The organism is Sporosarcina thermotolerans, from assembly GCF_042658975.1.
GTDB lineage: Bacteria > Bacillota > Bacilli > Bacillales_A > Planococcaceae > Sporosarcina > Sporosarcina thermotolerans.
The window spans coordinates 72429-98580 of the sequence record NZ_JBHSRM010000018.1 but is presented as its reverse complement, the minus strand read 5'-3'; the positions used below and the strand labels follow the sequence as shown (position 1 = coordinate 98580).

The following is a 26152-nucleotide window of genomic DNA, read 5'->3' as shown; positions in this document are numbered from 1 at the left end:
CTTTTTTCACCTCCACTCTTAGTCTATGGGCAACCCTCCTATTTTGGACCTTGTCTAATTGAAGAAAAGGTCATTGAACTTCTCATGGTTGGCCATTCGTCAAAGAAGGAATATTAGCATGCTCACTTCACATACAGTAATTCTATGATCGAACACTTCTTATTACATATCGATTAACATTGGGGAGTGAAACATGGGCGCTATTAATGGAAATGACTATATTACCCGATTAAATCTGCTAAATAATGAAATTTGGTATGACGGTGAAAAAATTGAGGGGCCGCTCTCTGAATATCCTGCCTTTAAGGGACTTATTCAGTCGAAAGCGGCTCTTTATGACTTGCAGCATGACCCGGAAATAAAAGATGAAATGACATTCATCTCTCCAGTTTCAGGAGAAATGATTGGTCTTTCCTATTTGCAGCCGAAAACAAAAGAGGACTTAATTAGAAGAAGAAAAATGACTGAACATTGGGCTAAGTATTCAATGGGTACCATGGGAAGAAGTCCAGATTATTTGAACACAGTTTTGACGAGCTTTGCTTCTTCAGTACCCTTTTTAAAAAATAAGGAAAATTGTTTTCCAAATAATCTACAAGCTTTTTATGAATTTGCCAGGGAAAATGACTTGTCGTTTACACATACATTTATTTCGCCGCAAGTGAACCGTTCTCAAATTTACATTGAAAATACCGATGAGCCAATCGCTGCAAAAATTGTTGCTACAAATGAAGAAGGAATTTTCGTTAAAGGCGCCCGCCTTCTAGCTACGCAAGGGGGGCTAACAGATGAAGTTTTAGTATTTAGTGTAGGTAAATTTCTATTTAATGAAGATGAAGCTTTTGCTTTTTCTATCCCCTCTAACACGAAAGGAATAAAGTTTATTTGTCGGGATACATTCATCGGAGGCCAATCTTCTTTTGATCATCCATTAAGCTCGCGGTTTGAAGAAATGGATTCTATCGTTGTCTTTGACAATGTATTGGTACCTTGGAGCAGGGTATTTTATTACAACAATGCGGAGGTAGCCGAAGAATTCCCTATTCAAAGCTCGTTCCATCCTTTTGCTAAGCACCAAGTGTTGACTAGACAAATTGTAAAAACAGAGTTCATCTTAGGGATTGCTGAACTTCTTATCGAAACGATTAATATTAGCGGATATCAACATATCCAAGAAAAGATGTCGGAAATCATCATTGGTTTAGAAACGATGAAAGCCTTATTGGAGAAAGCGGAGAATAACGCGGAATTAGATGAATGGGGGTTTATGAGGCCAGAAATTTTCCCGCTTCAAGTTGCTGGTAACATCTTTCCTAAAATCTACCCTCGTTTTACTGAAATTATCCAGCTGCTTGGAGCGAGTGGAATGATTGCATTGCCAACCGAAAAATCATTTCATTCTAGTATTAGAAAGGACCTAAATTCTTATCTTAAAGGGGCAACGAAGACAGCGGAGGAACGAGTACAAATATTTCGTTTAGCTTGGGATCTGACAATGAGTTCATTTGGAACAAGGCAAACCCAATATGAGAGATACTTTTTTGGCGACCCGATTCGATTAGCAAGCGACTTATATAAGAAGTATCCAAGAGATGAATTTGTAAAGGTAGTTAGTGATTTCTTACATCTAAAAAGAGAAGGGTAACAGAACTCCAAAGTTGGAGTTAATAAAAAATAGACTGTAGGCAAACATTTTATGTTTGCTACAGTCTTTTTACCTTTTCAAATAAAACACTTGCCAAATCCTTCAAAAACGAATAATATATGAATGTAATTAAATAATGTTCGTCTTTGGGGGAGTTTCTCTGTGTTTAAATTACAAGAAAACAATACAACTGTAAAAACGGAAGTCCTTGCAGGCTTCACGACCTTTTTTACGATGGTCTATATAGTGATTGTCAACCCAATCATATTAAAAGACGCTGGTGTCCCATTCGATCAGGTGTTCACTGCGACAATTATCGCAACTGTCATCGGGACTTTATGGATGGCACTTGCTGCTAACTATCCGATTGCGATTGCGCCGGGAATGGGCATGAATGCGTATTTTGCGTATTCTGTCGTCGGAACGAATGGACTTACATATCAAACAGCGTTCTCAGCAGTTTTCGTGGCGGGTCTCATTTTTGTTATTTTATCGTTGACTCCTTTTAGGAAAGTATTGATAGAAGCCATTCCTGAGAACTTAAAGCATGGTATTACCGCTGGGATTGGCTTGTTTATCGCCTTTATAGGAATGAGACAAGCTGGAATGATCGTAGCTCATCCATCCAATCTTGTTGCGTTAGGCGATCTTCATTCACCAACTGTGCTTTTTGCTTTGCTTGGACTTACTGTAACGCTTATTCTGATGGCATTGAGGGTGCACGGGGCATTGTTCCTTGGAATGATCATTACGGCAGTGGTCGCCTTTTTCACAGGACATCTTTCGTTCGACCAAGGGTTCGTTCAAATGCCGTCACTTCCGGAAGGGCTCATTATTTCCAATCCATTCACTGCCTTCACGGATGTATGGCAACATATGCTGTTCCCGGTCGTCTTTTCATTCCTAATGGTGACGATTTTTGATACGACTGGAACGATGATCGGTGTTGCACAGCAAGCAGGGTTAATGAAGAATAATAAAATGCCGAGAGCTCGACAAGCACTCCTTGCAGACTCTGTGGCAGCTACTGCTGGTTCTATGTTCGGAACGACTCCTACAAGCGCTTATATTGAATCTTCAGCAGGTGTTGCTGCAGGAGGGCGAACTGGGCTCACTACGGTGACTGTCGCGATTCTTTTCATCGTTGCAGCGTTTTTCGGACCACTTGTTAGTGCGGTTTCAGGTTTATCATCAATTACCGCACCTGCATTGATTATCGTAGGTAGTTTAATGATGGGGGCCATTGCGAGGATTAAATGGGATGAAATCGATGAAGCTTTCCCTGCATTTTTGATCATTTTAAGCATGCCGCTTACGTCAAGTATTGCAACAGGGATTGCGTTAGGATTCATCTCTTATCCGATCTTGAAGGTTGTAACAGGGAAATGGCGTGTCGTCCATCCTCTGGTATATGTGTTCGCAGTTCTATTCTTTTATCAATTGGCATTTCTGCCGCATTAAATATGAAAAGAGCAACCCGAAATACCTTTTGAAGGTAAGCGGGTTGCTCTTTTTGAGTTATGGCAATTGTGACAACTTGCGTTATAATTATTACAATCATCGGACCTTTGGAATTTATTGTTTGAGTTCTTTTCGAGGAACGACGGCCTTGAATAGGGGGGAGATATATGTCATTAAAAATAGGGGATATCATCACGTTTGAACGTACTTTTACAGTGAGGGATGTTGAATTATTCACGGAAGTTTCCTGTGATGAAGGGGAACATCACATTACCCCGGATGAACAAGGAAGACTTGTAATCCAAGGGCTACTTACAGCAACGTTACCGACGAAAATTGGTGGAGATGCAAACGTGTTAGCCCGGACGATGAATTTTGAGTTTTTAAGACCTGTATTTACAGGTGATACAATCAAGTGTGAAGTGGAAATCGAGGAATACGAATGGCAGGAAAATAAAAACCGAACGTCTATAAGTACGTTCTTTATATGCACAAACCAGGAAGGGATAGAAGTATTAAAAGGGAGTTTTTCAGGGGTAATTCTTTGAATGGTACCGTGAAATTAAATGAATCAATCGAAATTCATAGAGTGGGCGCGTTTATGGATTAAAGGAGTTTGATGAAGTGGTTCAGGAAATTCGACTAAATGATACGATAATCAAAATTTCACATTTTGAAAAGAAAAAGAAAGAAAATAAAATCTGGATTTCAGTAACTTTTAATGTGACAAATGAAGAGTATCATGATATTACAACACTCCTTTATAAAGGAACATTTGATGTTAAGGTGCCAGAGAAACAGATTGAATTCCGTGGAACGATCCAACAATATTCAACATCCATAACAAATTTATATGAAAAAGGAAATGTTGGTGAATATAAACTAACATTAAAAGAAGTGGAGAACTAAAAAAGGAGAGGTTCATATTATGAAATTAAGCATTTTAGATCAATCTCCTATATCGACAAATCAAACTGCCCAAGAGGCACTTCAAGAATCCATGAATTTAGCACGGCTCGGGGATACACTCGGATATTCACGTTATTGGATTGCTGAACATCATGCATTGCCGGGACTTGCGTGTTCCGTACCGGAAGTGATGTTAGGGTATATAGGTGCAAATACAAAACGTATACGAATTGGCTCCGGAGCTGTGTTATTGCCCTATTATAAACCGTATAAAGTAGCAGAAACGTATAACTTGTTATCCATCCTCTTTCCAAATCGGATTGATGTGGGGATCGGGAGGGCACCGGGCGGCCCGGCTGAAGCATCAAATGCATTATCCGACAATTATTTACAACATGTTTATAAAATGCCTGATTTAGTAAAGGAATTAATTAAATACGTAGATAATGAAGACGCCATATTACAGGCTTCTCCATTGCCGGAAATTAGTCCTGAACTTTGGATGTTAGGGACCAGTAAAAAAAGTGCAAGTTTTGCAGCGGAAAATGGTTTAGCCTATTGCTTCGGACAATTTATGAGCGATGATAACGGTGAAGAAATCATTCAACACTATCGTGATTCATTTCAACCTAGAAAAAATGGCCAGAAACCTTATGTCATTATGACCTTAACAGTAATTTGCGCAGAAACTACACAAGAAGCAGAAGACATTGCTTTAAGCTCTATTGTTTGGGGCCTGCAAAGAGAGAATGGCGAAGGGAAACAAGGTGTTCCTTCTATCGAAAAAGCAAAAGAATTTCAATTAAACATGGGTGATCAGGAGTCAATTGAAAGAGCGAAAAGTAAAATGATTATCGGGAATCCGGAAAAAGTGAAAAGCAAACTTATGGAGATCAAATCCCGTGTGCTTGCAGATGAAATCATGATCGTTACCATTACTTATTCTCCGAAAGATAAGCATAAATCATATCAATTGATTGCTGAACAGTGCATTGAATGAAAATAGAAATGTAAATCCCGATGTAGCAATGACTTCATAGCTGCATCGGGTATTTTTATACAATTTGTAAAGGTGCCTGTGTAATACACAATAGAGAAAATTCAACGAAAATGCATAAGGAAGAAATGGAAATCCCGAAATGACAATAACGCTATAGTTACATCGGGTATTTTTATGCATTTCTTCGAATTGTCATAAATGTGTCATGCACAGATACCTTTACAAACGGACTCCCATTTAGGAAGTCCGTTGCACATACCATGATCCACGGTTAAAGGATGACTTTACTTAATATTTATCTCTGGTTTTGGGGCCATCTTTATTGTCATCGACGTTACCTTCCCTCGCCTTGTTGTCCGGCGCTTTGTCAGAATCAGAAACAGCAGCAGTACCAAATGGATCAAGAGCAGTAGCCATAGTATCCCCAGTAAATGCACCTACACCTGTTCCTGCTGCCTTGCCAGTATCGTTATCGTTAGGTTTGCGTTTGTTAAAATCAGTCACTTAATTTCACTCCCTCGTTTTTTTATGGTGAAGTGCTATGTTCTAAGTAGCACTGGTCCCGTAATATATTTTGTTCAATAGGGACAAATTTATGAGGAGTGATTAATAAGCATCTGTATTTCTTCCCCCCGGCGTTATTCCGGTGTTATTCAACAATTTGACCAGATTTGCTAAAACGTGTTTCTTCAACTAACCCGACTCTTTAGCTAAAGCTGTTTACTCGCACAATTCTAAGATTTATAATTTTAGAAGGGGGGATGTATGTGATTCGTTTATTAACTAAAAGTGATTTAGAACAAGCGGCTTCTCTCGTGGCAATGGCTTATCCAGGGATGCAACTATCGGGTGAGGAAGCTCAGAAAGCATTTATTGAGCGTCTTACTATCGAAATTGAATCTCAAAATAACTTGAAATTCTACGGGTTATTTAATGAACAAAATGAGTTGTTAGGGTTATACAAACTTCATAAACTTAATGGGAATGTTAACGGAGAAATTGTTCGTATTTGGGGAATTGGCATGGTAGCGGTTCATTTTTTCCATAAGAAAGAAGGTATAGCGAAACAGTTGTTGCAACATTTTCACGAGCTTGCAAGGCAAGAAAATGTCGGGATTGTATCGTTATACCCTTTTAATACTTCTTTTTATCAAAAGATGGGATACGGATATGGACCAACTCGCTACCAATATAAATTGAAGCCTGCAAGTTTCCCAAACAGTGGTGATCGAAAAAAAGTGGTCATGTTGTCTGCGGCCGAAGAAGAAAAGATTGTTGCTGTCTACAATGAATTTGTATCTATGCATCATGGAATGATGGAGCGGACTTGGCATGAACGAAACGTAATTAAGAAAAAAGTTTCCCATTATGCAGGAGTGTATGAAGGGGATGCATTAGTTGGTGCACTTGCATATACGTTGCAACCTGTGAAAGATAGTCATTTTCTTCACCATGATATGAATATCCTTGAATGGGTATGGACGAAGCCAAGTGCTTTCGTCGATATGTGTACTTGGATTCATTCACAACAGGATCAAGTGGATCGTGTGTATGTTCGGACGCATGATGAATCACTTATCTATCATTTTGATGATCCTCGAAACGATAGCAATCGTTTGATTCCAAGTGTGTATCATGAAATCGGAACTGTTGGTACGGGAATCATGTATAGAATTAGCTCAATCGAGTCATTTGTACAACAAACTAACTTTAATTCATTGAATCGACCTGAAAGCCCTGTAACCATTTCCATATTTCTCAAGGATTCGTTTATTCAGGAGCAAAACGGTAGGTACCAGTTAACATTCAGTGAAGATACTTGGAGCATTGAAAAATCCTTCGATTCTATTGAAGACGTTGACTTGAGCATTGCTGTTTCAGATTTAAGTTCCTGGTGGATGGGCTGTGTCAGCATGGAGCAGTTAGTCCAATATGGAAAAGTGGAAGTGAATAATTGGCCGGCAAAACAGTTGGATCGGTGGTTTATGCCTACTACAAAGCCGGTATGTTTAACTTCGTTTTGAAAATAAAAAAATCTGGGGGAAGCCATGAACATCTCGTATAAATTGATTTCTTCGTTAAGCTTTGAAAAAGCGCATGACCTGTTTAATCGTGGGTTTGAAGGATATATAATGCCAATGAATTTATCTTTGGATACATTCGTAGGCCGTTTTGGTAATGATGGCTTATCTCCGGCGTTATCCGTCGTTGCATATGACGGAGCGGACCCAATCGGCTTCGTGCTTCAAGGAATAAGAGAAGTGGATGGTCAAAAGATTTCCTGGAATGGTGGAACGGGCATTATCCCGGAATACAGGGGGAGGGGGCTTGGTTACCCCTTAATGGAGGAAGCGGAAAAACGTCTAAACGAATGTGATGTTTCTATAGCGACTTTAGAAGCGCTTTCTGAAAATAAGCCAGCCATTTCTTTGTATGAAAAGTGTGGCTACAAAATAGAGGATGAATTGCTCTTTTTACGTTCAAACGGTGTTGTAAACAGCCAGTTACCAAGCCTTGACGGTTATGAAATGATAAGAATTCCATCGGCTCAAGCTATTGGCTCAGATTTATTTCCTGGCATTGTCCCTTGGCAAACCGATGTCAGTGGCACACCGAAAATAGGTGGGGAAGCTGTATTGATTACAAAGAATGGAGCTGTGCAGGCTGCTTGTTTGATCCGTAAGAAATCTGTGTTTGGGAATGAAGCGGAAGGCATTACGTTGTTTCAGGTAAAGGAAAATGGGAATGAAGATGCTTTCAACAAACTTCTTGCTCACGCATTGGAATATGATCAACCGATTACCCGTACAACTTACAACTTCCTAAAAGGGGATGGCCGTGTAGTTTCATCTTTGGTTTCAAACGGTTTCGAAAACACGCCAGTATCGCAGGTTTTTATGACGAAGACTTTCTGATTTTTGGTGGTTTCTTTCAGTATGAAAAGAAGAAGGGGGCGTTCCCCCTTCACAGGTACTTTACAATTTTACGTCAATAAATCCCTCAAAGCTGACTCTAACTTTGGAAATTCAAAATCAAATCCCTTTTCAAGTAACACTTTCGGCAATACTTTTTGACCTTCAAGGACCAATTTGCTCTTTTGTCCCAATGCCATTCTCATAGCGATTGATGGTGCGGGAATCCAATGTGGCCGGCCTAATACGCTGCCAATCGTTTTGCCGAATTCTTTCATTCTTAGAGGGAAGGGGGCTGTGACATTTACGGGACCTCGCAACCGTTCACTTCTAACCGCGAACAAAATCGCGCGGACCACATCAACGACATGTATCCATGAAACCCACTGTTTTCCCGATCCAACCGTCCCGCCCGCAAATAGTTTATACGGCAATGCCATGAGAGGCAGTGCGCCGCCGTCATTTCCTAACACGACTCCGAATCTCATGAAGACCGTGCGTATCCCGAATTCCTCTGCGCGCTTCGCCTTTTTCTCCCAATCATGAACTGTTCTGCCTAAAAAGTCATCAGGCATGTCAGTCGAATCTTCCGTATACACATTATTGAGAGATACAGGGTAAATGCCAATTGCACTGGCGTTTATAAATACGGATGGTTTCTGAGGCATTTCGGAAATGATCCTCAGCAGCTCATATGTCGCGACCATCCTGCTGTCATAGATCTGCTTTTGATGTTTCTCCGTCCATCTTCCGTCATTTATCGAAACGCCAGCCAAGTTAATGAACACATCGGCATTTCCAATTTCCTTTTCAGGACTTGTATTGTCTTCAAGCCAAACTACATATGACAAATTGTTTGATGAGGGTCTTACTTTCCTCGTTAGAACAATCACTTCATGGCCTTCCTGTAGAAATAAGTCTATTAATTTATTCCCAATAAAACCGGTGCCACCCGCAATAACGATTTTCAACGTTTCACCTCCCATATAGCAAACTCGCATTTATTTTGTATATTCAGTCTACCATTAATGCATGCCTGACTCCCGACAAATATAGAGAATTCCCTCATATTCTACCGAATGTATACATGCTGATGTTAAGGTACCGATGTTAAGGTACCTGTGCCAAACACAATCAAGAAAATTCACTGAAAGTGTATAAAAAAGAAATGGAAAGACTGATTTTATGCCGTTTGCATGTCAACTTTAAGTATTTTTATACATTATATAGAATTGTCATAAATGTGTCGTGCACAGGTACCTTTACAAACAAAAAAGGAAGCCAATCAAATTGGCTCCCTAACGGTATTATAATGTAGGAAATGTGATTATCATTTCTCCATCACTGTTGATAACATCAATAATTTGGTCATCAAATAGATACGGGGTGTCTTTCTCGTCTTGCGGTTTGACTTTCTCATACATGTTTTTCACTGACAAAACAGGGAATGTCACTGGTATGAAACGTCCTTTATGCAAGACCTTCATATTGCCCATTAAAAATAATTCCTTGCTGGATGCCGCAAAACTTAGATGACCTACTTCTTTCTGTAAGCTTCCTGATACCAATTTAACGTTTTGAAGCAACGAAATAATGCATAAAAGAAGATCGTTAATGACATCATGTGATAGCTTTTCTAACCCATGTTCGATGAATAAATTGTTGAAACCGTTTCGTATCTCTTTAAAAGAGAACATCGTTTCAATCTTTTTAGGCTTTCCTTTTCCAAGATTGTTAATGATCTCCTTGCAGTCCTCGAAAAACTCTTTGATATACCCCGTATTATTTTCCCTATGTACGATAAAATCTCCAAGTTCCTTCATCACTTTATTATCTTGTACATCATTTTTTACAAATAATAAAAAGCTCAAGACGTCCTTTTCGTCAAAGTGTCTTTCTGCAAATTTATTGTAATAGTAATTAAAGAGTTGTCTCTCTTTTTTATCCAAAATACTTCACTCCTTAAGGATCATTCTCTATGAAACGTTCATTTCTTAATAATACCATGGAACGTTTTGGAGAAATAATATTTGGGATGTAAATACGCGGTTTTAATTTTGTGAACTGAAACTCCGACCGTGGTGAGTTCTCCTTTTCGTCAAGAGAGTTCTCGTTCTTATGCGATAAGTTCTCATTAACGCCAAAAGAGTTCTCGTTCTCTCCCAAAGAATTCTCCTTTTCGTCAAGAGTGTTCTCAATCTCTCCCAAAGAGTTCTCCTTTTCGTCAAGAGTGTTCTCATTCTCTCCCAAAGAGTTCTCCTTACGCCAAGATAGTTCTCGTTCCCGCCCAAAAACTTCCCATTCATTCCACTGCAATATTTTATTTTTTGATTAAAATATTGCACAAGGGAAACATCACACATATAATAGCTATAATATATAGAACCTTGTAGAAATAAGGAGAATCATGATGATAGATTATTTTATAGGACTTAGTCCAATTAAACAGGCAATAATTGCCACCTTATTCACCTGGGGAATGACCGCTATCGGGGCAGCCTTGGTGTTTACAACAAAGAAAGTCAATCAAAAGTTTATGGATGGGATGTTAGGCTTTGCAGGCGGTGTCATGATCGCAGCAAGTTTTTGGTCATTGCTTTCACCTTCGATTGAAATGGCGGAAAATGGACCATTTCCATCCTGGTTTCCGGCAACAGCTGGTTTTTTATTGGGCGGCCTATTTCTATGGCTGGCGGATGCGATTATTCCGCACTTACACCCAGGCTCTTCCATGAAAGATGCAGAGGGGATAAATCCCGCAGGCAGAAGACGTAGCACGCTTCTTGTCTTTGCTATTACGCTTCATAATATTCCCGAAGGGCTTGCGGTCGGAGTTGCCTTCGGTGCAGTGGCGGCCGGAATGCCATCGGCTACAATCGCTGCGGCAATCGCATTGGCTGTCGGCATTGGAATCCAAAACCTTCCGGAAGGGACAGCAGTATCCATGCCGCTTCGCAGGGATGGTATGTCTCGCAGGAAAAGCTTTTTCTATGGACAGTTGTCAGGCGCGGTTGAGCCTTTTTCAGCTGTGATAGGCGTCTTAGCCGTTACAACGATGCAACCACTACTTCCATTTGCCCTAAGTTTTGCAGCTGGAGCGATGATCTTTGTCGTAGTCGAAGAGGTCATTCCAGGTTCTCAGGAAAACGGGAATAAAGACCTCGCTTCAATTTGCCTAATGATCGGTTTTGCAGTCATGATGATCTTAGACGTGGCATTCGGGTGAAATAGAAAAGAAAAAGGAATCCTTCATTAGAAAGGATTCCTTTTTCATTCATCAAAAACAAGTAAACTGATCGATACGATTTAAGTCAATTCCAAAGAATTCCCATCTTCTTCGGCTTGGGCTCCAACGGTATCCCGCGACCGAAGTACGACCTACGAATGTTGGGTAATACCAGAAACCATTTCTTCTGGACGTCCATACATACGTATATCTAAATAGGCAGCCTCTAATTGCACCTGGGTCAACCCTTAAAAGCGATGCACTTGGGTAGGCCGGTGTATGGCCCGGCGGTGGTGAAGTTGGTGATTGCTGATGCCCTCCACCTTGCCCCGGGAATCCGCCTCCAGGGAATCCGCCTCCAGGGAATCCACCTCCAGGGAATCCACCCCCAGGGAATCCACCTCCAGGCAATCCACCTCCAGGCAATCCACCTCCAGGAAACCCGCCACCTGGAAATCCTGGCATTGGCTGAAATGCGCTGCTGTTTCCTTGACTCCACTCATTACCGTAACTCGGCATCCCCATCCCTGGCATTCCGCCCATTCCATAACTCGGCATCCCCATCTCTGGCATTCCGCCCATTCCATAACTCGGCATCCCCATCTCTGTCATTCCGCCCATTCCATAACTCGGCATCCCCATCCCTGGCATTCCGCCCATTCCATAATTGGGCATTCCCATCCCTGGCATTCCGCCCATTCCATAATTCGGCATTCCAGCTCCAGGCATCCATCCGTCCATTCCATATCCATTCATATCTTGTGCCCCTCCCGTATATCCTTCAGGTAATTTTGGGTACCATAACTCATCTTCGTGACTATTCGTCATTATTTCTCTCCTTTCACGCACTTCCCCATATCCTATGTCACAATAAAAGAAATGGGTTGGACTCTTGGGTATGAAAACTTTTTTTGTGTTTAAGGGTCTAATGTATAGAGGGCAATTGGAGGTGGGGAATTGACAGAGATAGAACTTGCTGAAAAAGCAATACATGGGGATGATGAAGCGTTTTTACAATTAATCTCCATTCATAAAGAGTCGCTATATCGAACAGCGCTCGCCTACTTGAAAAATGAAGAAGATACGCTTGAAGCGGTACAAGAAGTGACATATCGTGCCTATGAAAAAATAAAAACTTTACGTATGCCTGAATATGCTAAGACATGGCTTATCCGGATCATGATGAACCATTGCCATGACGTCCTTCAAAAAAGGAAACGTTATGTGTTCGATGAAAGCATCGGCGAATTAAAAGGAATCAGCGATGACTTCACTTATATGGAAGTGGAAGAGGCGCTTAGTCATTTATCGGAAAAAGATCGGCAATTAGTGCATCTCAAATATTTGCATGACATTAAAATAAAAGACATTGCCGATATGACGTCAACTCCGGAGGGAACCGTGAAAACAAGATTATACAAGGCGGTCAAATTATTGCGTACATTTTTTGATGGGAAGGAGGGGAATCAACTTGATGGAAGAGGAAAGAAAATTGAAGAAGTGGAAAGAGGAAGTTGAGAAAAGGGAAGTCCCTGCTGATCGATTAGATCAAGCTATACAAATCGGGTTTGAAGCAGCTAAACGGAATCATACAAACAAAAAACGTGGCTTCATGAAACGTAGTATATGGTCTACAGCTATCGCCGCGGTTCTCATTCTCGCTTTTGTCACATCTATCCGAGTATCACCCGCCTTTGCAAATGCTCTGTCGTCAATCCCCGGACTGTCAGGGATCATTGAACTAATTCAAGATAATAAAGGGATTCAAATGGCAATTGAAAATGAGCATTACCAAATGATCGGAACGACCGGCGAAACAGACAGCATGAAAGTGACACTCGAAGGCATTATTACCGATGAAACGAGTTTAATCGTCTTTTCCAAAATCGAAAATAATAAAAAGTACCCTAAGAGTTATCTAAGTGGATATCGGATACTGGATAGCAATGGGAAAGAGATTCCAAATGGGCAATTCTTTAGTACGGTGTGGAATCAAAAAAATGACTTGTTAGCGACCAATACGACTGAGATAAAATTTGAGAGTCCAGTACCGACCGAAGAAATGATTTTGGAATATGAAATTACTGGGGAGTTTAACGGTGAACAGGTAATAGATACAATACAAATTCCATTCAAAGTGGAATTGAAGCCCGTTAAAAAAGAACATTATGCGGTTAACAAAACGGTTGTCGTCGATGGACAAAAAATCCACATCCACTCAATAACGATTGGACCTATAAAAACAGCTGTCGAAGTAGAATATGATGCGAAGAATACAAAGAAAATTTTCGGATTCGAAGACTTGCGCATTTTGGATGAAAAAGGTGAAGTATGGAGTGCTATCAAAAACGGATCAACGGCAAGCTGGAGTGAGGATTCCGCTGTTATTAGCTACTTCTTGCAAAGTAATTATTTCAGAGATACCGAGCATCTTTACCTCCAGTTCAACAAGCTGATGGCGATGGATAAAGACGAAGCTGAATTGATCATCGACACTGAAACAAAAGAAATTTTGAAACAACCGAATGATAAGAGATTCAGTAACTTAAAAATCCATGGCTCGCATTTGGAAATTGAACTGAAAGGCGGAAAAGGGTACTATCATGATCCGTTTTCAACTTTTTATGACGCAGAAGGCAAAGCGCTTTCTCAGATGTCCGGAACCTATCGTCCCGGCTCTGACGATGTTAATTACTTTGGACTGGAGCTTCCAGACGTGGAATTTAAAAACCCTTTGACATTTCCTTTGCACGCGTATCCTTCCTATATTAAAGGAGACGTAAAAATCAAAATCAAATAACTTATAGAGGCCTGCCAGGATGTTGTCTGGATGGCCCCTTTTTATCAGTCAGCGTCCAAAGTGAGTCCCCCTCCGTCCAAAGTTCACCGGTCCACGTCCAAAGTATGTTCTTTCGCGTCCAAAGCAACTCTTTCCGGAATATATAGTTTCACCATTTTTCAACACGTCATCACACTAAAACAACAGCACATTACCATAGAACAAATTTTCGTAAAAATCGACAAACTCGTTTCCTTTTCGTGTACGATGAACATAGTAAGCGTATTTTTAGAGGCGGAAGGATGGTTGGTATGATCGAATTAACAGGAGCTTCTCTTACTCTCGAACAGATGGAAGCAATTCTATATAAAAGGGAAAAAGTGGTATTAAATACGGATGCATTGGAACGCGTGAAAAAGAGCAGGGAAGCGGTTGAAAGAATTGTAGAAAATGACAAAACTGTATACGGTATCAATACTGGTTTCGGTAAATTCAGTGATGTGAAGATTGATGAAAAGGATACGAAAGCGTTGCAGCTTCACCTTATTCGCTCTCATGCATGCGGGGTAGGGGAGCCATTTTCTGAAATAGTTTCCCGGGCAATGATCGTTTTACGTCTAAATGCGCTGTTGAAAGGATTTTCCGGAATTCGTGTCGAAGTGCTTGAGCGTTTTGCATTTATGGTAAATAATGGAATCCATTCGGTTATCCCTCAGCAAGGATCGCTTGGAGCTTCTGGGGATCTTGCCCCGCTATCTCATTTGGCCTTAGTCCTATTAGGAGAAGGGTTCGTTTGGCAAGATGGCGCACAAATTCCCGCCGAATTGGTTTGGAAGGAGTTAGGTATTAACCCAATTATCCTTGAGGCAAAAGAGGGCCTCGCATTGATTAACGGAACACAAGCGATGACTGCTCAAGGCGTAGTGAATTACTTGGAAGCGGAAAAACTCGCGTATGATAGCGAATGGATTGCCGCCATGACAATGGAAGCTTTGCACGGAATTACGGATGCCTTCCATCCTGCTATCCATGAGGCGCGCGGTTATAAGGAGCAAGTAGATGTTGCTGCCCGCGTATTGAATTGGTTAGAGGGAAGCGAACTGACGACTACTCAAGGTGAAAAACGTGTCCAGGACGCCTATTCCATCCGTTGCATCCCACAAGTTCACGGGGCAAGTTGGCAAGTATTGTCATACGTAAAAGAAAAATTAGAGATTGAAATGAATGCTGCAACGGATAATCCACTTATTTTTGAAGACGGGGACGTCGTAGTGTCCGGTGGAAACTTCCATGGACAGCCAATTGCATTCGCAATGGATTTCCTGAAAATCGGCATGGCAGAACTTGCGAATATTTCTGAACGCCGCATTGAGCGTCTCGTAAATCCACAATTAAATGAAGGATTGCCACCGTTCCTTAGCCCGCAACCAGGTTTGCAATCGGGTGCCATGATTTTACAATATTCGGCAGCAAGCCTTGTTTCGGAAAATAAAACATTGGCACATCCTGCATCCGTCGATTCAATTCCGTCTTCAGGCAACCAAGAGGATCATGTATCAATGGGAACAATCGGCTCAAGACATGCGGGGCAGATTATAAAGAATGCAAGAAACGTCCTTGCTATCGAAGCACTATGCGCAATGACTGGCTGCGTATACCGCGGGGTTGATAAAATGGCACCTAACACACGCAGGGAATTGGATGGTCTTATGGAAATTGTAGCTCCGATTAATGAAGACCGGATTTTTGGACCGGATATTGAAAAGATAGCCGATTATTTGAAAGCCTAAAAAACATCATGTCTCCCTTTCATCGAGGGCAGACATGATGTTTTTTATTACTCAAAATCAATCTCACTAAGTCCTGTTTTCACCTTGCTTGGCAATTCGAAGAAATGCTGAATATCTTGGACATATTCCAATACCCCTAAAAATTCCCCTTCTTTGTTAAATATCGCTTTATAAGTAAGGTGAATGTACTGATCTTTCTTTTTGAACCACATGCTTTCAGAAGTCCGTATCCCTGTTTTTAAATCGCGGATAACTGTCATCACTTTCCGCAAGCTTTTGGGTGGATGACAATTGGCCACATGACGGCCAATCGAACTTGGGGTTCGTACGAGCATCATTTCCGATGCTTCCGTCATTTCATTAAAGTATTTAAACAATCCCTGTTTATCAATAAATGTGATTTCCAATGGCAAACTGTTCAAAATAAGATTTGCTTCTTCCGGTGTTAAGTAACCTCCGCCAAATTTAAAGGTTTGACTAAAAATTGCATCACTTGCCGTCTGATTACGTAATTTTGCTTCTACAATTGACTCTTCGGATTCAGGAACCCATTTTTCTTTCGGAGCCTCAATTAACGCATAGCCGAATGCATAACTTTCGTTTTTAATATCTATCCAATCTTTTTCGCTAAATATTTTTCTAGGATTGGTAATATGATTTCCTCCTCATAGAGAATCATTTCTTTGAATTCCTGTTCAAATGCATCATATTTCTTTCGAACTCGTGAAAATATCACATCGGGAAGTTGAGCAACCTGTCCTTTTAAGCCTTGATATAGGACGCGAATTTGGTCATCCCTTTCCCATACTGCTCTCGTTGGTACAACGTGTCCGTAGCGTTCTAAAATAGGGAAGAAGAGTTTTTCTTTACGATGATAATGGTTATGGAATTCTCCCAATCGAAACAGATGGTTTTTTACTTGATCTACCAATTCCGTATTCTGAAGTTGAGTTGGATCTGACTCAAACGATGTTAAAAGGTGATTGTTATGATTCAAAGCAAATTGAAATGCATTATTTTCTTCTTTGAAAATTTGAATGGGATGTCCTCAGTGATACGCCGTAGTAACCTTTTTACTAGGATACACAATCGAAAACCTCTTAACATCCTCCATCGTAACTCCAAAGTCTCCCGTTAATAATCTTAGCTCCAGTAGCAAGATGTCAACGACTTTTTTAAAACAATTTACTACTAAAATAGAAGGCGATATTCTAATTGATATCTTTAATCGATGGAATGATAAATTCAAAGATAAGTGAGGCATCCTAACGATTGAAAAAGGTTATTAGAATAAATCAGTAACTTATTTTGCCTTAATCGGTCTAATGGTATGAGGAGGGATATCGTGAGAGTACAAGACTATTTTTTAGTTTGGTTATTTTTATAATATTAACTGCTTTTGTATGTTCTAATTCATCAGGTACAGGTGAATTAGATGTTCATAGTACTGGAAATCCTGATGCGAAAGAGATTTTAACATTAGACCCTGAAGCCGATATATTTCAGTTCGAGGGTGTGATTTATAAGACTGGAATTGATTGGGTTGAAGAACTAACTTTAACAAAAGGCGAGCAAGTAGGGGAAATCAAAAAAAGAAGTGATACAGATACAAACTTTGAAAATGAAATGTCGAATAAGCTACCTGTTGGTGCAAAGATTTTTTCAACAATAGAAAAAGAAGGTCCTATTTTACTCGTGGAATCAGAAGGGGAAATCTTGAAATACTATGCAATTGTAGAGGGTTAATGAACTTTCCTATTTTCCAAAACGGGCGCAATTGTTGTTTATTGAACTAACGGGGCAGTTTAGTTGAAGAATGGTGTTTAACATGAATTCATATTGGCGGGAGTGCTTTCAAAAGGAAGGAATGAGGATATGAAGGTAAAGGTTAATAATTCCTTGGTGATTATCGGTGCAATCATCAGTCTTATATTTGCAACTATTTTAGGGATTTACGGTCAAGATATATCTTATTATTTGAATAACCGTTACCCAACCATTGAATTAAAAACAGTTATTACGATTGTAACTTTCCTTAGTATTGCATTGTATATAGTTACACCTGTTTTAGTATTAAAAATCCTTAAACTTAAAGGGGTATATCTTCTTGCGTGCATTACTGTATTTACCTTAATAGGGCTGCCAATCTCTTTGTTTTCATTTTTTGTTTGGGCGATGTGGATGGGTTAATTTTTTTATATTTACGGGGCACAAAGCGTCCTTGCTCTTATTAAACTAACGAGGCAGGTTAGTTGAATAAGAAGGTTTTTTTAAGATTCTGTTGAATAATTTAATATATGTAAAATGTTGTGTGGAAGGGGTGATTTTCTAATATTCTGGGTTGGCACTTTTATTGAACTAACGAAGCGGGTTAATGGAATAAGAGATGTTAAATTGAATATGTAATATTTAAGTTTTTTAAAAAGGGGTGTTCAAGGTGAAGAAATACCAAAAGCGTTCTGTTTATATTTCAATTGTAGCACTTGCTTTCTTCTTAGTATTAACTTTAATCACACACCAATGGGGATTCTTTTTATGGAGTTTATTACCTGTTTTCATGGTTTTGATGACTACGTTTTCCACCAAGATAGACAATAAAAATAATGTAAATTAAAGAAATCTTCTTAAGCTAACGGGTGCTTTACTTAGAGAAGAAGTAAAGTATTTTTCCTTATTGAACTAAAGGGGCAGTTTAGTTGAAGAAGGGGTTCTTTTTATCTAAGTAGAGTTCTTAAAGCAGATAACAAAGGGTGATATTGGTGGTTGAAAAATACATTACAGTTGATAATGGAAGGATATGGACTGAAAAAAGAGGGAAAGGCAGTCTTCCAGTCATTTTAATAAGTGGGGGACCTGGATCTAGTAATTATTTAGAACCATTGTCTTTTCTTATTGATGATATTTGTGAGGTTATAATGTTTGATCCTAAAGGTTGTGGTCGTTCCGATTACGATGGAAACGGGTATGATTTAGAATCTTGTCTTGAAGATATGGAAAGAATTCGTAAAGAGTACGGGTTTAAAAAGTGGGTGGTAATTGGTCACTCTTGGGGAGCTGATTTAGGTTTAGCTTACTCATTGGTATTTCCTCAGTCTATTTTAGGATATGTATCCATATCGGGAACTGGAGTACAAAATGATAGGGACTGGAAGGATGTCTATAATCGAAAAAAAGAAGAAATTGGTGAATTGAAACCAGATTTTGAGTATGAGGCTAATGTGATGGTTCATCGTTCGCTGATTAATTCTTGGAGAGCATTCATTAAAAAACCACTGTTACTAAAGGATATCTCACAACTTCAAATACCCTCATTGTTTATTTATGCAGAAAATGATATTCGTCCTTCTTGGTCAATTAGGCAGATTTCCAGACTTATTAGTAATTCTAGATATATCGAAATTAAAGGGGCTGAACACTATATTTGGCTTAGTAAAAAGAATGAACTAGGTGAAGTTCTCAGAGCTTTTATTAAAACATTTGTTAAATTTACTTCCAGATATGACAGTTGATGATGTTTTGAAACGTTTTAGTGACTTTTGCTTATTCAACTAACGAGGTGCTTTAGTTCAAAAAGGATATTAAAATATTACGCTGAAAAACGCTCAGATTGAGCGTTTTTACTTTTAAATAGATTTTTTTTCAGTCTTGAAATATACCTCCCCGTCAACCGAACCCGTTACTATTACACCTGTGCCATGAATGCCGAATTACTTTTTCCTCCATAGCAATTAGCTGTATTATTACTTTTTTGAAATCTCTTCAGCTTTCTTTTGTATTAATCCATCTATTTCTTCTAACACGATCTTTGTACAAAAAACTATAAGCCCACTAAGTAGAATTAGTCCTGAATAAATCGGGAACAAATCCCATCCTTCTGGACCTAGGAAATACTGAAAAATAATTTGTAAAACCACGAGACTAAGAAAGATGAAGCCAACCATTGTTCCGATTGCAGCTTTCAATAAAACCCCTCCTAATGCTGAAATTACAATTACGTTCTTCGTTTATGCAACAAATTGCTGCGTCTTCCTCGAATCAATTTTAGCGCAAAATCTCTATCTCTTCTCTAAATTTTCATGTATTTCAGAATTACTTTCGAGGTAGTGATTCTTTTCAAGAGAACAATAGAATGGATGAACATTGAATGGAATAGAAGATAATTGTTTAGACTTAGTTGAACGAAATTGACTAGTCGTATAGTTCGGATGAGTTTTTTAATGTTCATTGTTTATACATATATATAATATAGCCCTACTAACTTCATCACAAACTCACTTAATTATTGTAAGATAATAGTTGGAATTTAGTAATGCTATTAACAATTTAGGAGGAGTTATTTTGAAGCATATTCTTACTGCAGCAACAGCACTTTTACTAGCAATGACTATTTCTACTAGTGCGTTTGCTCATTCTCATTTAAGTGGAACGAATCCAGCAGATGGTGAAGTTGTCACGGAGCCATTACAGGAAATTGTACTGGAGTTTGACGGTGAAATTGAACAAGGCAGTTTTATAGATGTAACAACGACGAGTGGGGAAGCAATTGAAGTACAAGATATTATTATAGGCGAGGGGACGTTGACAGCTACTGTTGCTGAGCCATTCCCAAATGACGATTATCAAGTGAACTGGAGTATTATTAGTGTAGACGGGCATCCATTAGAAGGCGAATTTTCATTCAAAGTGAATGCGCCTGTTTCTGGAACTGTGGAAGAAGAAGTAACTGAAGAACCGGCTGAAACAACTGAATCAGCTGAAGAAACGACAGAAGAGCAAGAAAGTGGAGCTGCAGCGGACGAAGTCGAGGAAAAAGAATCACCCTCTATGACTGTTATTCTACTTGTTCTTTTGGTTGTCATTGTAGCAGGTGGTTTCTTCTTGCTTACGAAAAGAAAGAAATAATAAATGGAAATCGTAGTGATGATTAGTCAGACATTATTATATGTATGCTTTGCGGTATTAGCAGGAAGTTTTATACTCCTGCTCGTCCCAAGCAAATATCGTCCTGAGCTAAAGATTTCAAAACGGCTGTTACTTGTTAGTGCTGCGACGCTACCTGTTTTTGCGTTTATTCCTGTGCTTGATATTACGTTATTTATCGCTCCAAGGCTTGGTTTCGTTGAAGCGTTAAAAATTGTGTTAACAACTTATACAGTTGGCACTGCCTGGGATTTTACCCTTCTTGGATCCATTATTCTAGTCCTAGTAATCGTTTTTGCAAGATCTACTGAAACGAGCAGCTTAACAATATTAGGAGCCATACTGACATTTGGATTGATGGTAACGATTGCTTGGTCAAGTCATGTAAGTACAATTCGTCCTGCTGTCGGAATTACGAGCCACTTTATCCATCTGGCGGCTGTCAGCATTTGGGTCGGGATATTACTTATTGTCGGTTGGTGCTCCGCCAATCATAAAAACTGGCTTGCTTATCTAAGCTGGTTTTCCATTGTCGCTTTTGGCTGTTTATTCGCGACGGGCTTTAGTGGTTTGCTCTTGATGGATACAATGGTGGATGGGTACACTGATTCGTGGATGGTTAATTATGGACAGGGATTATTCATCAAGCATTTGTTTCTGCTGCCAGTTGTTTTTTATGCATTGGTGAATGGGTTCATTGTGAAATATAAGATTACAAAAGATGCTGCATTTAACCCGATTCCGTGGATTCGTGTAGAAGGTATTATCTTGTTTGTAATTTTTGTGATTACAGCTATTTTTTCACTTCAAGCACCTCCTCACGGCAATTATTTGACGGCGGATGCTGTGTCGCCGTTATTTCGTCTGTTTCATGATGGAGTCATCACTGCCAAGAGCACGATTGGCTTTGTTGTGAATGTAAATACAGTAAGTTTATTTTTCATCTCCATATTATTTTTCGGATTAATGCTCCTATCGTTTTTCAAAAGAGCATCGATCATTGTATCTTTTGTTTTTAGCTGTCTATTTGTAATGAGCGTCTATCTTATGTTCATGGTGACTGTTGTGATACGTTAAAAAAAGTGATCAAAGTTGATCACTTTTTTGTTGGTTTCACTCATATCCACCAAGTTTCCCCGATAAGTAATTTCTTTAATTGAGTAGTATCCAATTGTAACCTCTTCCACTCCGCATCCAATCTTTCCATTGCTTCCGGGCCGGTGTCATCCGCCAAATAATAAGCGCCATAATGCAAGGGAATGAATGTCTGTCCATTCAACTCCAAGAAGGCATGTACAGCGTCTTCCGGGGTAATATGGCTCTCTTTCATGAACCACTCCGGCTCATAGGCGCCGATCGACATGAGCACTGTTTGGATGTTGAACTTTTCGGCAATCTCTTTGAATCCACGGAAATAGCCTGTGTCCCCGACGAAATAGATGGAGTGATCATAATGCCCATGGGAGATGAAAACGACGTCGATTTCAGGCAGATCTTGTAATGCGATTCCTGGTGCTGTCAGTCGTTTCTGAAAGCCCAAACGGTTCGCCCAGACTGGATCCGTCAACATATTGAGGCCGTTCATCTGTATTAAAAATGTAGCGTGCCCGATCCATGTGATGGACATATCCTTCCGATTGCTGTTTAGTTTTTCAATTTCCTTGTAGGGCGCTTGCTCGATTTGGAGGCTTAGATCCTTTACTATTTTCTTCGCCCAGCGTTCCTTCTGCCAACGCCAAAAGTCCGCGAATGACTTCGTCGTTTTCACGTGATCTAAATTTTCAAAACGGTGCTTCGGTGACATGATGACTCCTCCAACTGTCAAGTTGCAATTAGTTTACCATGTGAAACTTAAATACCTATCCTAACAACACTTAAGGTGTCCAAAAAGGTTTACCATGTTACATATGTGCTGGTCTGTTTTAGGTACTACATCACTCATTCAATACAGTTTTATATAATGAAAATGATGAAAAAATATTTGCTGTACCTATCGAAATTACGCAGACTTGAAAAACTTGCAAATTCCAAAAAGTGATCATCGACTTGAACACTTTTTTGTTGTTATTTAAGATTTCTGATTAATGAAACTTATTCTGCGTGAAGAACGTATAGATGTTAGTGCTGTTTTTACAACGAACGGAAGTTAGTGCGGGTAGAATCATTCGGAATGGGAGTGGTTTCGGTTATGGAAGAAAACTGGAATAACAAGGGGAAGGTTAACGAAAATAAATTAATGATGAGAGAAGCAGGTTTTGTAGCATTAGTAATCATACTTTTTCTTCAATATTTTAAACTAGCTGCTTACTTGTCAAATGAATACTTTTTTACTTTTTTAATAGTCATTTTATGAGCTATCTTGTCTTGTTTTTAGGTATTCCTTTATCATACTTTGGTGCGAAATACTTAGTTCGAATAATAAAGAAAGTAATATAAGTAAAGCAGAAAGTATATCTATTCACAAGAGTTGTTTAAACTGACGGTCTTTACTGATAGTTTCTTAACTGCTGGTAGTATACTTTTTTGGGATTGTTGGGCTCCTAAGAAGGCACAATGTGCTTATTGAACTAACGCAGCAGTTTAGTTGAATAAGCAGTTATTAATTAAAGGGGGCTTAGCTAAATGCTTACGGTTAAAAGTTTCGAGTCAGGGGGACAGTTAGTATCTTCTGGTGGTATTGAAGTCCAAAGGGATGTTGTGTTAGGGAAGTTCTATGACTAAAAAGGAGAGAGCTATTTCATGAAAAAGAATATCTTGATATATGCTTTACTAATATTACTATTGTCAGTGGTGACTTTTACATTTTTTTATGAAAAACCCATTCTGACAACGTATGAAGCAACAAAAAGAGCTGAAGAAATCCTTAAAAATCCACCAGAAGGTTGGGAAAAGGCAAATCTAGATGTAGGATTGAAAGTTACTCCAGAAAATATTATCGCTAACTTAATTAAACGTGAAGGTCGTTTTTTTAATAGATATAAATGGGAAATCACGGTTATATATAATGGAAAAGAACCTACCGTAGTTATAGATGCTTACAGCGGGAAATTCATTGAAATTTACGGTCCATTAAGTTAAGAGATTATATAAATTAGAAGATCTAGGTCTTATTCAACTAACGGAGCAGGTTAGTTCAATAAGAAGATTTGATGAGAAAATGAAATATGTGCAAAAATACAACTTAAAACTACTGGATTAAGGAGGAAAGGAATGACAAAAGATAAAAAACGAGATAAAAAAATACACCGAATAGCAGACGAAGAACGATATAAAAATGGACACAATAAAAAACAGACAACTATATTTGTCGTCTGTTTTATTATCTGCTTTTTGTTTGCGTTATCTTGCCTTCAAGCAGAGAATTATTATCTGGAATATAAGCAATTGAGTTTACTTCATTATCATCTTGCTTGATCTTCATAATAGGCTTCATTAGCTGCCTTGTGATTATTGCCCTTGAGATAAGCTAAAATCATATCAGGTCGTTTAAGTAAAACCCAGTCCCCATAATGGTCAAATCGTCTGCACGAAGTAATCATTCCATTCTTAATCGTTCCATATTTTTTACCATTTTTCTTACCCCATTGTTTTAATCGCTTTGCAAAATCAGCATCTTCTGCCATTAGCATATTCTCGTTAAAACCTTTAATTGCCTGAAAATCTTTTTTATAGCACCAAAAAATTCCTACAGAGATAAAACCATACTTGAACAGTAAGGGAACAATTAGTAGCATGGTAGAAACCACTATACCTATGGATATTCTTTCGAGATTTCCATTCACGCCTCCCCCAATGTATTGATTGGATGCTAAATGCTTTTCAACCACAGATAACAAATGTTCTGTCATTCGAGTATCAGCATCAATTGTAATCAGGATTTCACCTTTTGCTAGTGCGGCCCCTGCATTTCTAATTTTGGATAAATTCTTATCGTAATTTTCCAATGTCACGCAATTGTATGACTTTGCAATTTCCTCTGTTTTATCCGTACAACGATTTAGCACAACAATCACTTCAACTTGATTTTTATATGGTTGTGCGGCCTTTGCAATTGATTCTAGGCATTCCCCTAAGTACTTTTCTTCATTGTGAGCAGGTATTATAACGGAAAATTTCACATCCCTAACAGGAACATCTTTTATAAATCGTTTGCTTTCGGACATATAAAATCCCTCTTTCTTGTAAATTGGTCCTTATAAACTCAGTGTATCATATGCATATTATTCTGAATTCTATATTTTATGTCTATTTTGTAACGATATATTCAAAGTGCATCTGACTTCATCACATCCAGAATTCCTTTTAATCTTACCGATTTGCGCTATTGGGGTACTATTGCTGTGGAGAATCTTTCCAAAGTAAAATTAGAAAATACTTCTTTTTTTAAAATTAAATTGAACAACTTTTTAATTTGGGTTACTATCCCTATCGGTTTTATATTCTCGCATCTCTTTATATAAGAAGATTGGGGAAAAGAAAAAGAATTTAGTTGTTTTCTTATTAAACTAACGGGTAGCTTTACTTGAAGATCGTTGAGCTTTGACCGCACCTTTGTCTTATTCAACTAACGGAGCAGTTTAGTTGAATAAGGAAATATTACAAGGTCTATTATTCGATTGAATATGCAGAAGGGGAAGCTGGAAACGGTACTTTTACAAGCCACACGAATGGATAATGGAATTTTTTTAAACTGGGAGGGTTGTCCATGAAATATAGATATACGATTATCTTACTTTCTATATTGATCATCAGTGGATGTTCTAATAACGGATCTGATAATAATCTAAAACAAGAAAATGAAGAATTAAAGGTAGAAAATGAAGAATTACAGCAAGAAATAGCAAGATTATCGGAAGTTAACGAGGAATTAGAATTAGATTTGAAGATAGCTGGGTTAGAAGGATCTAGGAAGGTTGATCAATTAACTAATAAAATAACTTCATTACAATTCGATAATGAAAGGCAAAAAGAATTAATTAATCGTTATCAGAGGGTATTAAAATTTCCCGTTTCGAATACTCGTACCATCTCTGATACAGCAAACATCTTTTCACCCGATCAAGTAAAAGTTAATAACCAAATCGCTGGTTTAATCGTATCAGATATAAAAACGGAGGCAATTAATGACGCGATAGCTTATTTTATTAAATTCACGGGTGAATTTGAAGTTAAAGGCACCATAATTCGTCAGGGTAATGATTATTCCTTTATGGTCAATGAGAATTTGGAGTCCATGCCACATACACTCTGGGAATTTGAAAGAGGAAGTATTTTCTTTGATATTAACAATGGTGAAGAGTTAAGAAAAGCATTAGGTGACCAATTAGATACGTTACCTGAGGATGGTCAACTAGAGATAGTTGGAGTCTTCAAAAACTATTACTATAACGAAATTCCTGATTCGGACTCTCTCCCAAGTTACGCTGAATTTGTAAGATTGATATCAGAGAATTAATCTTTGATTTGTAGGGCTGTCTTTTTCAACTAACGGGTAGCTTTACTTCAAGAAG

At 38.8% G+C, this 26152-nt stretch carries 31 protein-coding genes; 21 read left to right on the top strand and 10 right to left on the bottom strand.

What is annotated here, in order from left to right; genetic code table 11:
- Window positions 1-193 precede the first annotated feature (193 nt).
- The 5 genes from hpaB (at window position 194) to ACFPZG_RS15105 (ending at window position 5015) form a co-directional block, all read left to right on the top strand.
- The gene (hpaB, locus tag ACFPZG_RS15125; protein WP_283734392.1) at window positions 194-1645 is read left to right on the top strand and encodes a 4-hydroxyphenylacetate 3-monooxygenase, oxygenase component; all 1452 of its coding nucleotides are present in this window, start codon (window positions 194-196) and stop codon (window positions 1643-1645) included.
- 162 nt (window positions 1646-1807) lie between these two features.
- Entirely contained in the window at window positions 1808-3106 is a 1299-nt protein-coding gene (locus ACFPZG_RS15120) for an NCS2 family permease (RefSeq protein ID WP_283734393.1), read from the top strand.
- Window positions 3107-3273: 167 nt separating this feature from the next.
- Complete coding sequence (locus ACFPZG_RS15115) at window positions 3274-3654, top strand: hotdog family protein (protein WP_283734394.1); 381 nt, start codon at window positions 3274-3276, stop codon at window positions 3652-3654.
- A gap of 76 nt (window positions 3655-3730) precedes the next feature.
- On the top strand, window positions 3731-4015 hold the full coding sequence (locus tag ACFPZG_RS15110; RefSeq protein ID WP_283734395.1) for a DUF3219 family protein: 285 nt from the start codon (window positions 3731-3733) through the stop codon (window positions 4013-4015).
- A gap of 19 nt (window positions 4016-4034) precedes the next feature.
- The gene (locus ACFPZG_RS15105; protein WP_317940817.1) at window positions 4035-5015 is read left to right on the top strand and encodes an LLM class flavin-dependent oxidoreductase; all 981 of its coding nucleotides are present in this window, start codon (window positions 4035-4037) and stop codon (window positions 5013-5015) included.
- 288 nt (window positions 5016-5303) lie between these two features.
- On the opposite strand, the gene ACFPZG_RS15100 is transcribed toward ACFPZG_RS15105, so the two are convergent.
- On the bottom strand, window positions 5304-5519 hold the full coding sequence (locus ACFPZG_RS15100) for a hypothetical protein (RefSeq protein ID WP_283734396.1): 216 nt from the start codon (window positions 5517-5519) through the stop codon (window positions 5304-5306).
- Between the two features lie 263 nt (window positions 5520-5782).
- On the opposite strand from ACFPZG_RS15100, the gene ACFPZG_RS15095 reads away from it, so the two are divergent.
- Together ACFPZG_RS15095 and ACFPZG_RS15090 are read left to right on the top strand one after the other, a co-directional pair.
- Entirely contained in the window at window positions 5783-7039 is a 1257-nt protein-coding gene (locus tag ACFPZG_RS15095; protein WP_283734397.1) for a GNAT family N-acetyltransferase, read from the top strand.
- Window positions 7040-7063: 24 nt separating this feature from the next.
- The gene (locus tag ACFPZG_RS15090) at window positions 7064-7930 is read left to right on the top strand and encodes a GNAT family N-acetyltransferase (protein ID WP_317940818.1); all 867 of its coding nucleotides are present in this window, start codon (window positions 7064-7066) and stop codon (window positions 7928-7930) included.
- Window positions 7931-7998: 68 nt separating this feature from the next.
- Here ACFPZG_RS15090 and ACFPZG_RS15085 read toward each other — a convergent pair whose 3' ends face one another.
- The 3 genes from ACFPZG_RS15085 to ACFPZG_RS15075 all read right to left on the bottom strand — a co-directional run bounded on the left by ACFPZG_RS15085 (window position 7999) and on the right by ACFPZG_RS15075 (window position 10177).
- A complete protein-coding gene (locus tag ACFPZG_RS15085) occupies window positions 7999-8898 on the bottom strand; it encodes a TIGR01777 family oxidoreductase (protein WP_283734400.1) in 900 nt (299 codons plus the stop codon).
- 336 nt (window positions 8899-9234) lie between these two features.
- On the bottom strand, window positions 9235-9876 hold the full coding sequence (locus ACFPZG_RS15080; RefSeq protein ID WP_283734401.1) for a hypothetical protein: 642 nt from the start codon (window positions 9874-9876) through the stop codon (window positions 9235-9237).
- 13 nt (window positions 9877-9889) lie between these two features.
- The gene (locus tag ACFPZG_RS15075) at window positions 9890-10177 is read right to left on the bottom strand and encodes a hypothetical protein (RefSeq protein ID WP_283734402.1); all 288 of its coding nucleotides are present in this window, start codon (window positions 10175-10177) and stop codon (window positions 9890-9892) included.
- Window positions 10178-10337: 160 nt separating this feature from the next.
- Here ACFPZG_RS15075 and ACFPZG_RS15070 point away from each other — a divergent pair, with 160 nt between their 5' ends.
- Window positions 10338-11153 carry a ZIP family metal transporter gene (locus ACFPZG_RS15070; protein ID WP_283734605.1) on the top strand — a complete coding sequence of 272 codons (816 nt, stop codon included), beginning with the start codon at window positions 10338-10340 and terminating at the stop codon, window positions 11151-11153.
- A 51-nt stretch (window positions 11154-11204) separates the two neighbouring features.
- Here the strand turns inward: ACFPZG_RS15070 and ACFPZG_RS15065 are convergent, their stop codons facing one another.
- Window positions 11205-11981, bottom strand: coding sequence for a hypothetical protein (locus ACFPZG_RS15065; RefSeq protein WP_283734403.1), 777 nt, complete (start codon window positions 11979-11981; stop codon window positions 11205-11207).
- A gap of 129 nt (window positions 11982-12110) precedes the next feature.
- Here ACFPZG_RS15065 and ACFPZG_RS15060 point away from each other — a divergent pair, with 129 nt between their 5' ends.
- The 3 genes from ACFPZG_RS15060 (at window position 12111) to hutH (ending at window position 15722) form a co-directional block, all read left to right on the top strand.
- On the top strand, window positions 12111-12671 hold the full coding sequence (locus ACFPZG_RS15060) for a sigma-70 family RNA polymerase sigma factor (protein ID WP_317940819.1): 561 nt from the start codon (window positions 12111-12113) through the stop codon (window positions 12669-12671).
- Window positions 12628-13953 carry a DUF4179 domain-containing protein gene (locus tag ACFPZG_RS15055; protein ID WP_283734405.1) on the top strand — a complete coding sequence of 442 codons (1326 nt, stop codon included), beginning with the start codon at window positions 12628-12630 and terminating at the stop codon, window positions 13951-13953. The genes ACFPZG_RS15060 and ACFPZG_RS15055 overlap by 44 nt, the downstream gene beginning before the upstream one ends.
- A 290-nt stretch (window positions 13954-14243) precedes the next feature.
- On the top strand, window positions 14244-15722 hold the full coding sequence (hutH, locus tag ACFPZG_RS15050; protein ID WP_283734406.1) for a histidine ammonia-lyase: 1479 nt from the start codon (window positions 14244-14246) through the stop codon (window positions 15720-15722).
- A gap of 47 nt (window positions 15723-15769) precedes the next feature.
- On the opposite strand, the gene ACFPZG_RS15045 is transcribed toward hutH, so the two are convergent.
- Together ACFPZG_RS15045 and ACFPZG_RS15040 are read right to left on the bottom strand one after the other, a co-directional pair.
- Entirely contained in the window at window positions 15770-16144 is a 375-nt protein-coding gene (locus tag ACFPZG_RS15045; protein ID WP_317940820.1) for a PAS domain-containing protein, read from the bottom strand.
- Window positions 16145-16332: 188 nt separating this feature from the next.
- Window positions 16333-16755 (bottom strand): hemerythrin domain-containing protein, encoded by a 423-nt coding sequence (locus ACFPZG_RS15040; RefSeq protein ID WP_381427858.1) that lies wholly within the window; start codon window positions 16753-16755, stop codon window positions 16333-16335.
- Between the two features lie 338 nt (window positions 16756-17093).
- Between ACFPZG_RS15040 and ACFPZG_RS15035 the strand changes: the two genes are divergently transcribed.
- From ACFPZG_RS15035 to ACFPZG_RS15020, 4 genes are all read left to right on the top strand, one after another.
- Window positions 17094-17468: a hypothetical protein gene (locus ACFPZG_RS15035; protein WP_317940821.1), complete on the top strand. Its 375-nt coding sequence runs from the start codon at window positions 17094-17096 to the stop codon at window positions 17466-17468.
- A 129-nt stretch (window positions 17469-17597) separates the two neighbouring features.
- Window positions 17598-17912 (top strand): hypothetical protein, encoded by a 315-nt coding sequence (locus ACFPZG_RS15030; RefSeq protein ID WP_283734409.1) that lies wholly within the window; start codon window positions 17598-17600, stop codon window positions 17910-17912.
- Window positions 17913-18159: 247 nt separating this feature from the next.
- Window positions 18160-18336 (top strand): hypothetical protein, encoded by a 177-nt coding sequence (locus tag ACFPZG_RS15025; RefSeq protein WP_283734410.1) that lies wholly within the window; start codon window positions 18160-18162, stop codon window positions 18334-18336.
- 145 nt (window positions 18337-18481) lie between these two features.
- Window positions 18482-19231 (top strand): alpha/beta fold hydrolase, encoded by a 750-nt coding sequence (locus ACFPZG_RS15020; protein ID WP_283734411.1) that lies wholly within the window; start codon window positions 18482-18484, stop codon window positions 19229-19231.
- 231 nt (window positions 19232-19462) lie between these two features.
- On the opposite strand, the gene ACFPZG_RS15015 is transcribed toward ACFPZG_RS15020, so the two are convergent.
- Entirely contained in the window at window positions 19463-19684 is a 222-nt protein-coding gene (locus tag ACFPZG_RS15015) for a hypothetical protein (protein WP_317940822.1), read from the bottom strand.
- 376 nt (window positions 19685-20060) lie between these two features.
- On the opposite strand from ACFPZG_RS15015, the gene ACFPZG_RS15010 reads away from it, so the two are divergent.
- Both ACFPZG_RS15010 and ACFPZG_RS15005 read left to right on the top strand, forming a co-directional pair.
- Window positions 20061-20624: a copper resistance CopC family protein gene (locus tag ACFPZG_RS15010; protein ID WP_317940823.1), complete on the top strand. Its 564-nt coding sequence runs from the start codon at window positions 20061-20063 to the stop codon at window positions 20622-20624.
- Between the two features lie 3 nt (window positions 20625-20627).
- Entirely contained in the window at window positions 20628-21719 is a 1092-nt protein-coding gene (locus tag ACFPZG_RS15005; protein ID WP_283734413.1) for a copper resistance D family protein, read from the top strand.
- Between the two features lie 40 nt (window positions 21720-21759).
- On the opposite strand, the gene ACFPZG_RS15000 is transcribed toward ACFPZG_RS15005, so the two are convergent.
- On the bottom strand, window positions 21760-22446 hold the full coding sequence (locus ACFPZG_RS15000; protein ID WP_283734414.1) for an MBL fold metallo-hydrolase: 687 nt from the start codon (window positions 22444-22446) through the stop codon (window positions 21760-21762).
- A gap of 384 nt (window positions 22447-22830) precedes the next feature.
- Here ACFPZG_RS15000 and ACFPZG_RS14995 point away from each other — a divergent pair, with 384 nt between their 5' ends.
- From ACFPZG_RS14995 to ACFPZG_RS14985, 3 genes are all read left to right on the top strand, one after another.
- Window positions 22831-22995 carry a hypothetical protein gene (locus ACFPZG_RS14995; RefSeq protein WP_283734415.1) on the top strand — a complete coding sequence of 55 codons (165 nt, stop codon included), beginning with the start codon at window positions 22831-22833 and terminating at the stop codon, window positions 22993-22995.
- A gap of 386 nt (window positions 22996-23381) precedes the next feature.
- On the top strand, window positions 23382-23720 hold the full coding sequence (locus tag ACFPZG_RS14990) for a PepSY domain-containing protein (RefSeq protein ID WP_283734416.1): 339 nt from the start codon (window positions 23382-23384) through the stop codon (window positions 23718-23720).
- A gap of 132 nt (window positions 23721-23852) precedes the next feature.
- Window positions 23853-24056, top strand: a complete 204-nt coding sequence (locus tag ACFPZG_RS14985) for a hypothetical protein (protein ID WP_283734417.1) — start codon at window positions 23853-23855, stop codon at window positions 24054-24056.
- Here the strand turns inward: ACFPZG_RS14985 and ACFPZG_RS14980 are convergent.
- Entirely contained in the window at window positions 24044-24805 is a 762-nt protein-coding gene (locus tag ACFPZG_RS14980; protein ID WP_317940824.1) for a glycosyltransferase, read from the bottom strand. The genes ACFPZG_RS14985 and ACFPZG_RS14980 overlap by 13 nt on opposite strands.
- A gap of 542 nt (window positions 24806-25347) precedes the next feature.
- Between ACFPZG_RS14980 and ACFPZG_RS14975 the strand changes: the two genes are divergently transcribed.
- Window positions 25348-26097, top strand: a complete 750-nt coding sequence (locus ACFPZG_RS14975) for a hypothetical protein (RefSeq protein ID WP_283734419.1) — start codon at window positions 25348-25350, stop codon at window positions 26095-26097.
- The last annotated feature ends 55 nt before the right edge of the window (window positions 26098-26152 follow it).

Coding starts and splice junctions, on each gene's coding strand:
- hpaB (WP_283734392.1), top strand. CDS start 194: ATGGGCGCTATTAATGGAAATGACTATATTACCCGATTAAATCTGCTA.
- ACFPZG_RS15115 (WP_283734394.1), top strand. CDS start 3,274: ATGTCATTAAAAATAGGGGATATCATCACGTTTGAACGTACTTTTACA.
- ACFPZG_RS15105 (WP_317940817.1), top strand. CDS start 4,035: ATGAAATTAAGCATTTTAGATCAATCTCCTATATCGACAAATCAAACT.
- ACFPZG_RS15090 (WP_317940818.1), top strand. CDS start 7,064: ATGAACATCTCGTATAAATTGATTTCTTCGTTAAGCTTTGAAAAAGCG.
- ACFPZG_RS15070 (WP_283734605.1), top strand. CDS start 10,338: ATGATAGATTATTTTATAGGACTTAGTCCAATTAAACAGGCAATAATT.
- ACFPZG_RS15065 (WP_283734403.1), bottom strand. CDS start 11,981: ATGACGAATAGTCACGAAGATGAGTTATGGTACCCAAAATTACCTGAA.
- ACFPZG_RS15055 (WP_283734405.1), top strand. CDS start 12,628: ATGGAAGAGGAAAGAAAATTGAAGAAGTGGAAAGAGGAAGTTGAGAAA.
- hutH (WP_283734406.1), top strand. CDS start 14,244: ATGATCGAATTAACAGGAGCTTCTCTTACTCTCGAACAGATGGAAGCA.
- ACFPZG_RS15030 (WP_283734409.1), top strand. CDS start 17,598: ATGAAGGTAAAGGTTAATAATTCCTTGGTGATTATCGGTGCAATCATC.
- ACFPZG_RS15005 (WP_283734413.1), top strand. CDS start 20,628: ATGGAAATCGTAGTGATGATTAGTCAGACATTATTATATGTATGCTTT.
- ACFPZG_RS15000 (WP_283734414.1), bottom strand. CDS start 22,446: ATGTCACCGAAGCACCGTTTTGAAAATTTAGATCACGTGAAAACGACG.
- ACFPZG_RS14995 (WP_283734415.1), top strand. CDS start 22,831: ATGGAAGAAAACTGGAATAACAAGGGGAAGGTTAACGAAAATAAATTA.
- ACFPZG_RS14990 (WP_283734416.1), top strand. CDS start 23,382: ATGAAAAAGAATATCTTGATATATGCTTTACTAATATTACTATTGTCA.
- ACFPZG_RS14985 (WP_283734417.1), top strand. CDS start 23,853: ATGACAAAAGATAAAAAACGAGATAAAAAAATACACCGAATAGCAGAC.
- ACFPZG_RS14980 (WP_317940824.1), bottom strand. CDS start 24,805: ATGTCCGAAAGCAAACGATTTATAAAAGATGTTCCTGTTAGGGATGTG.
- ACFPZG_RS14975 (WP_283734419.1), top strand. CDS start 25,348: ATGAAATATAGATATACGATTATCTTACTTTCTATATTGATCATCAGT.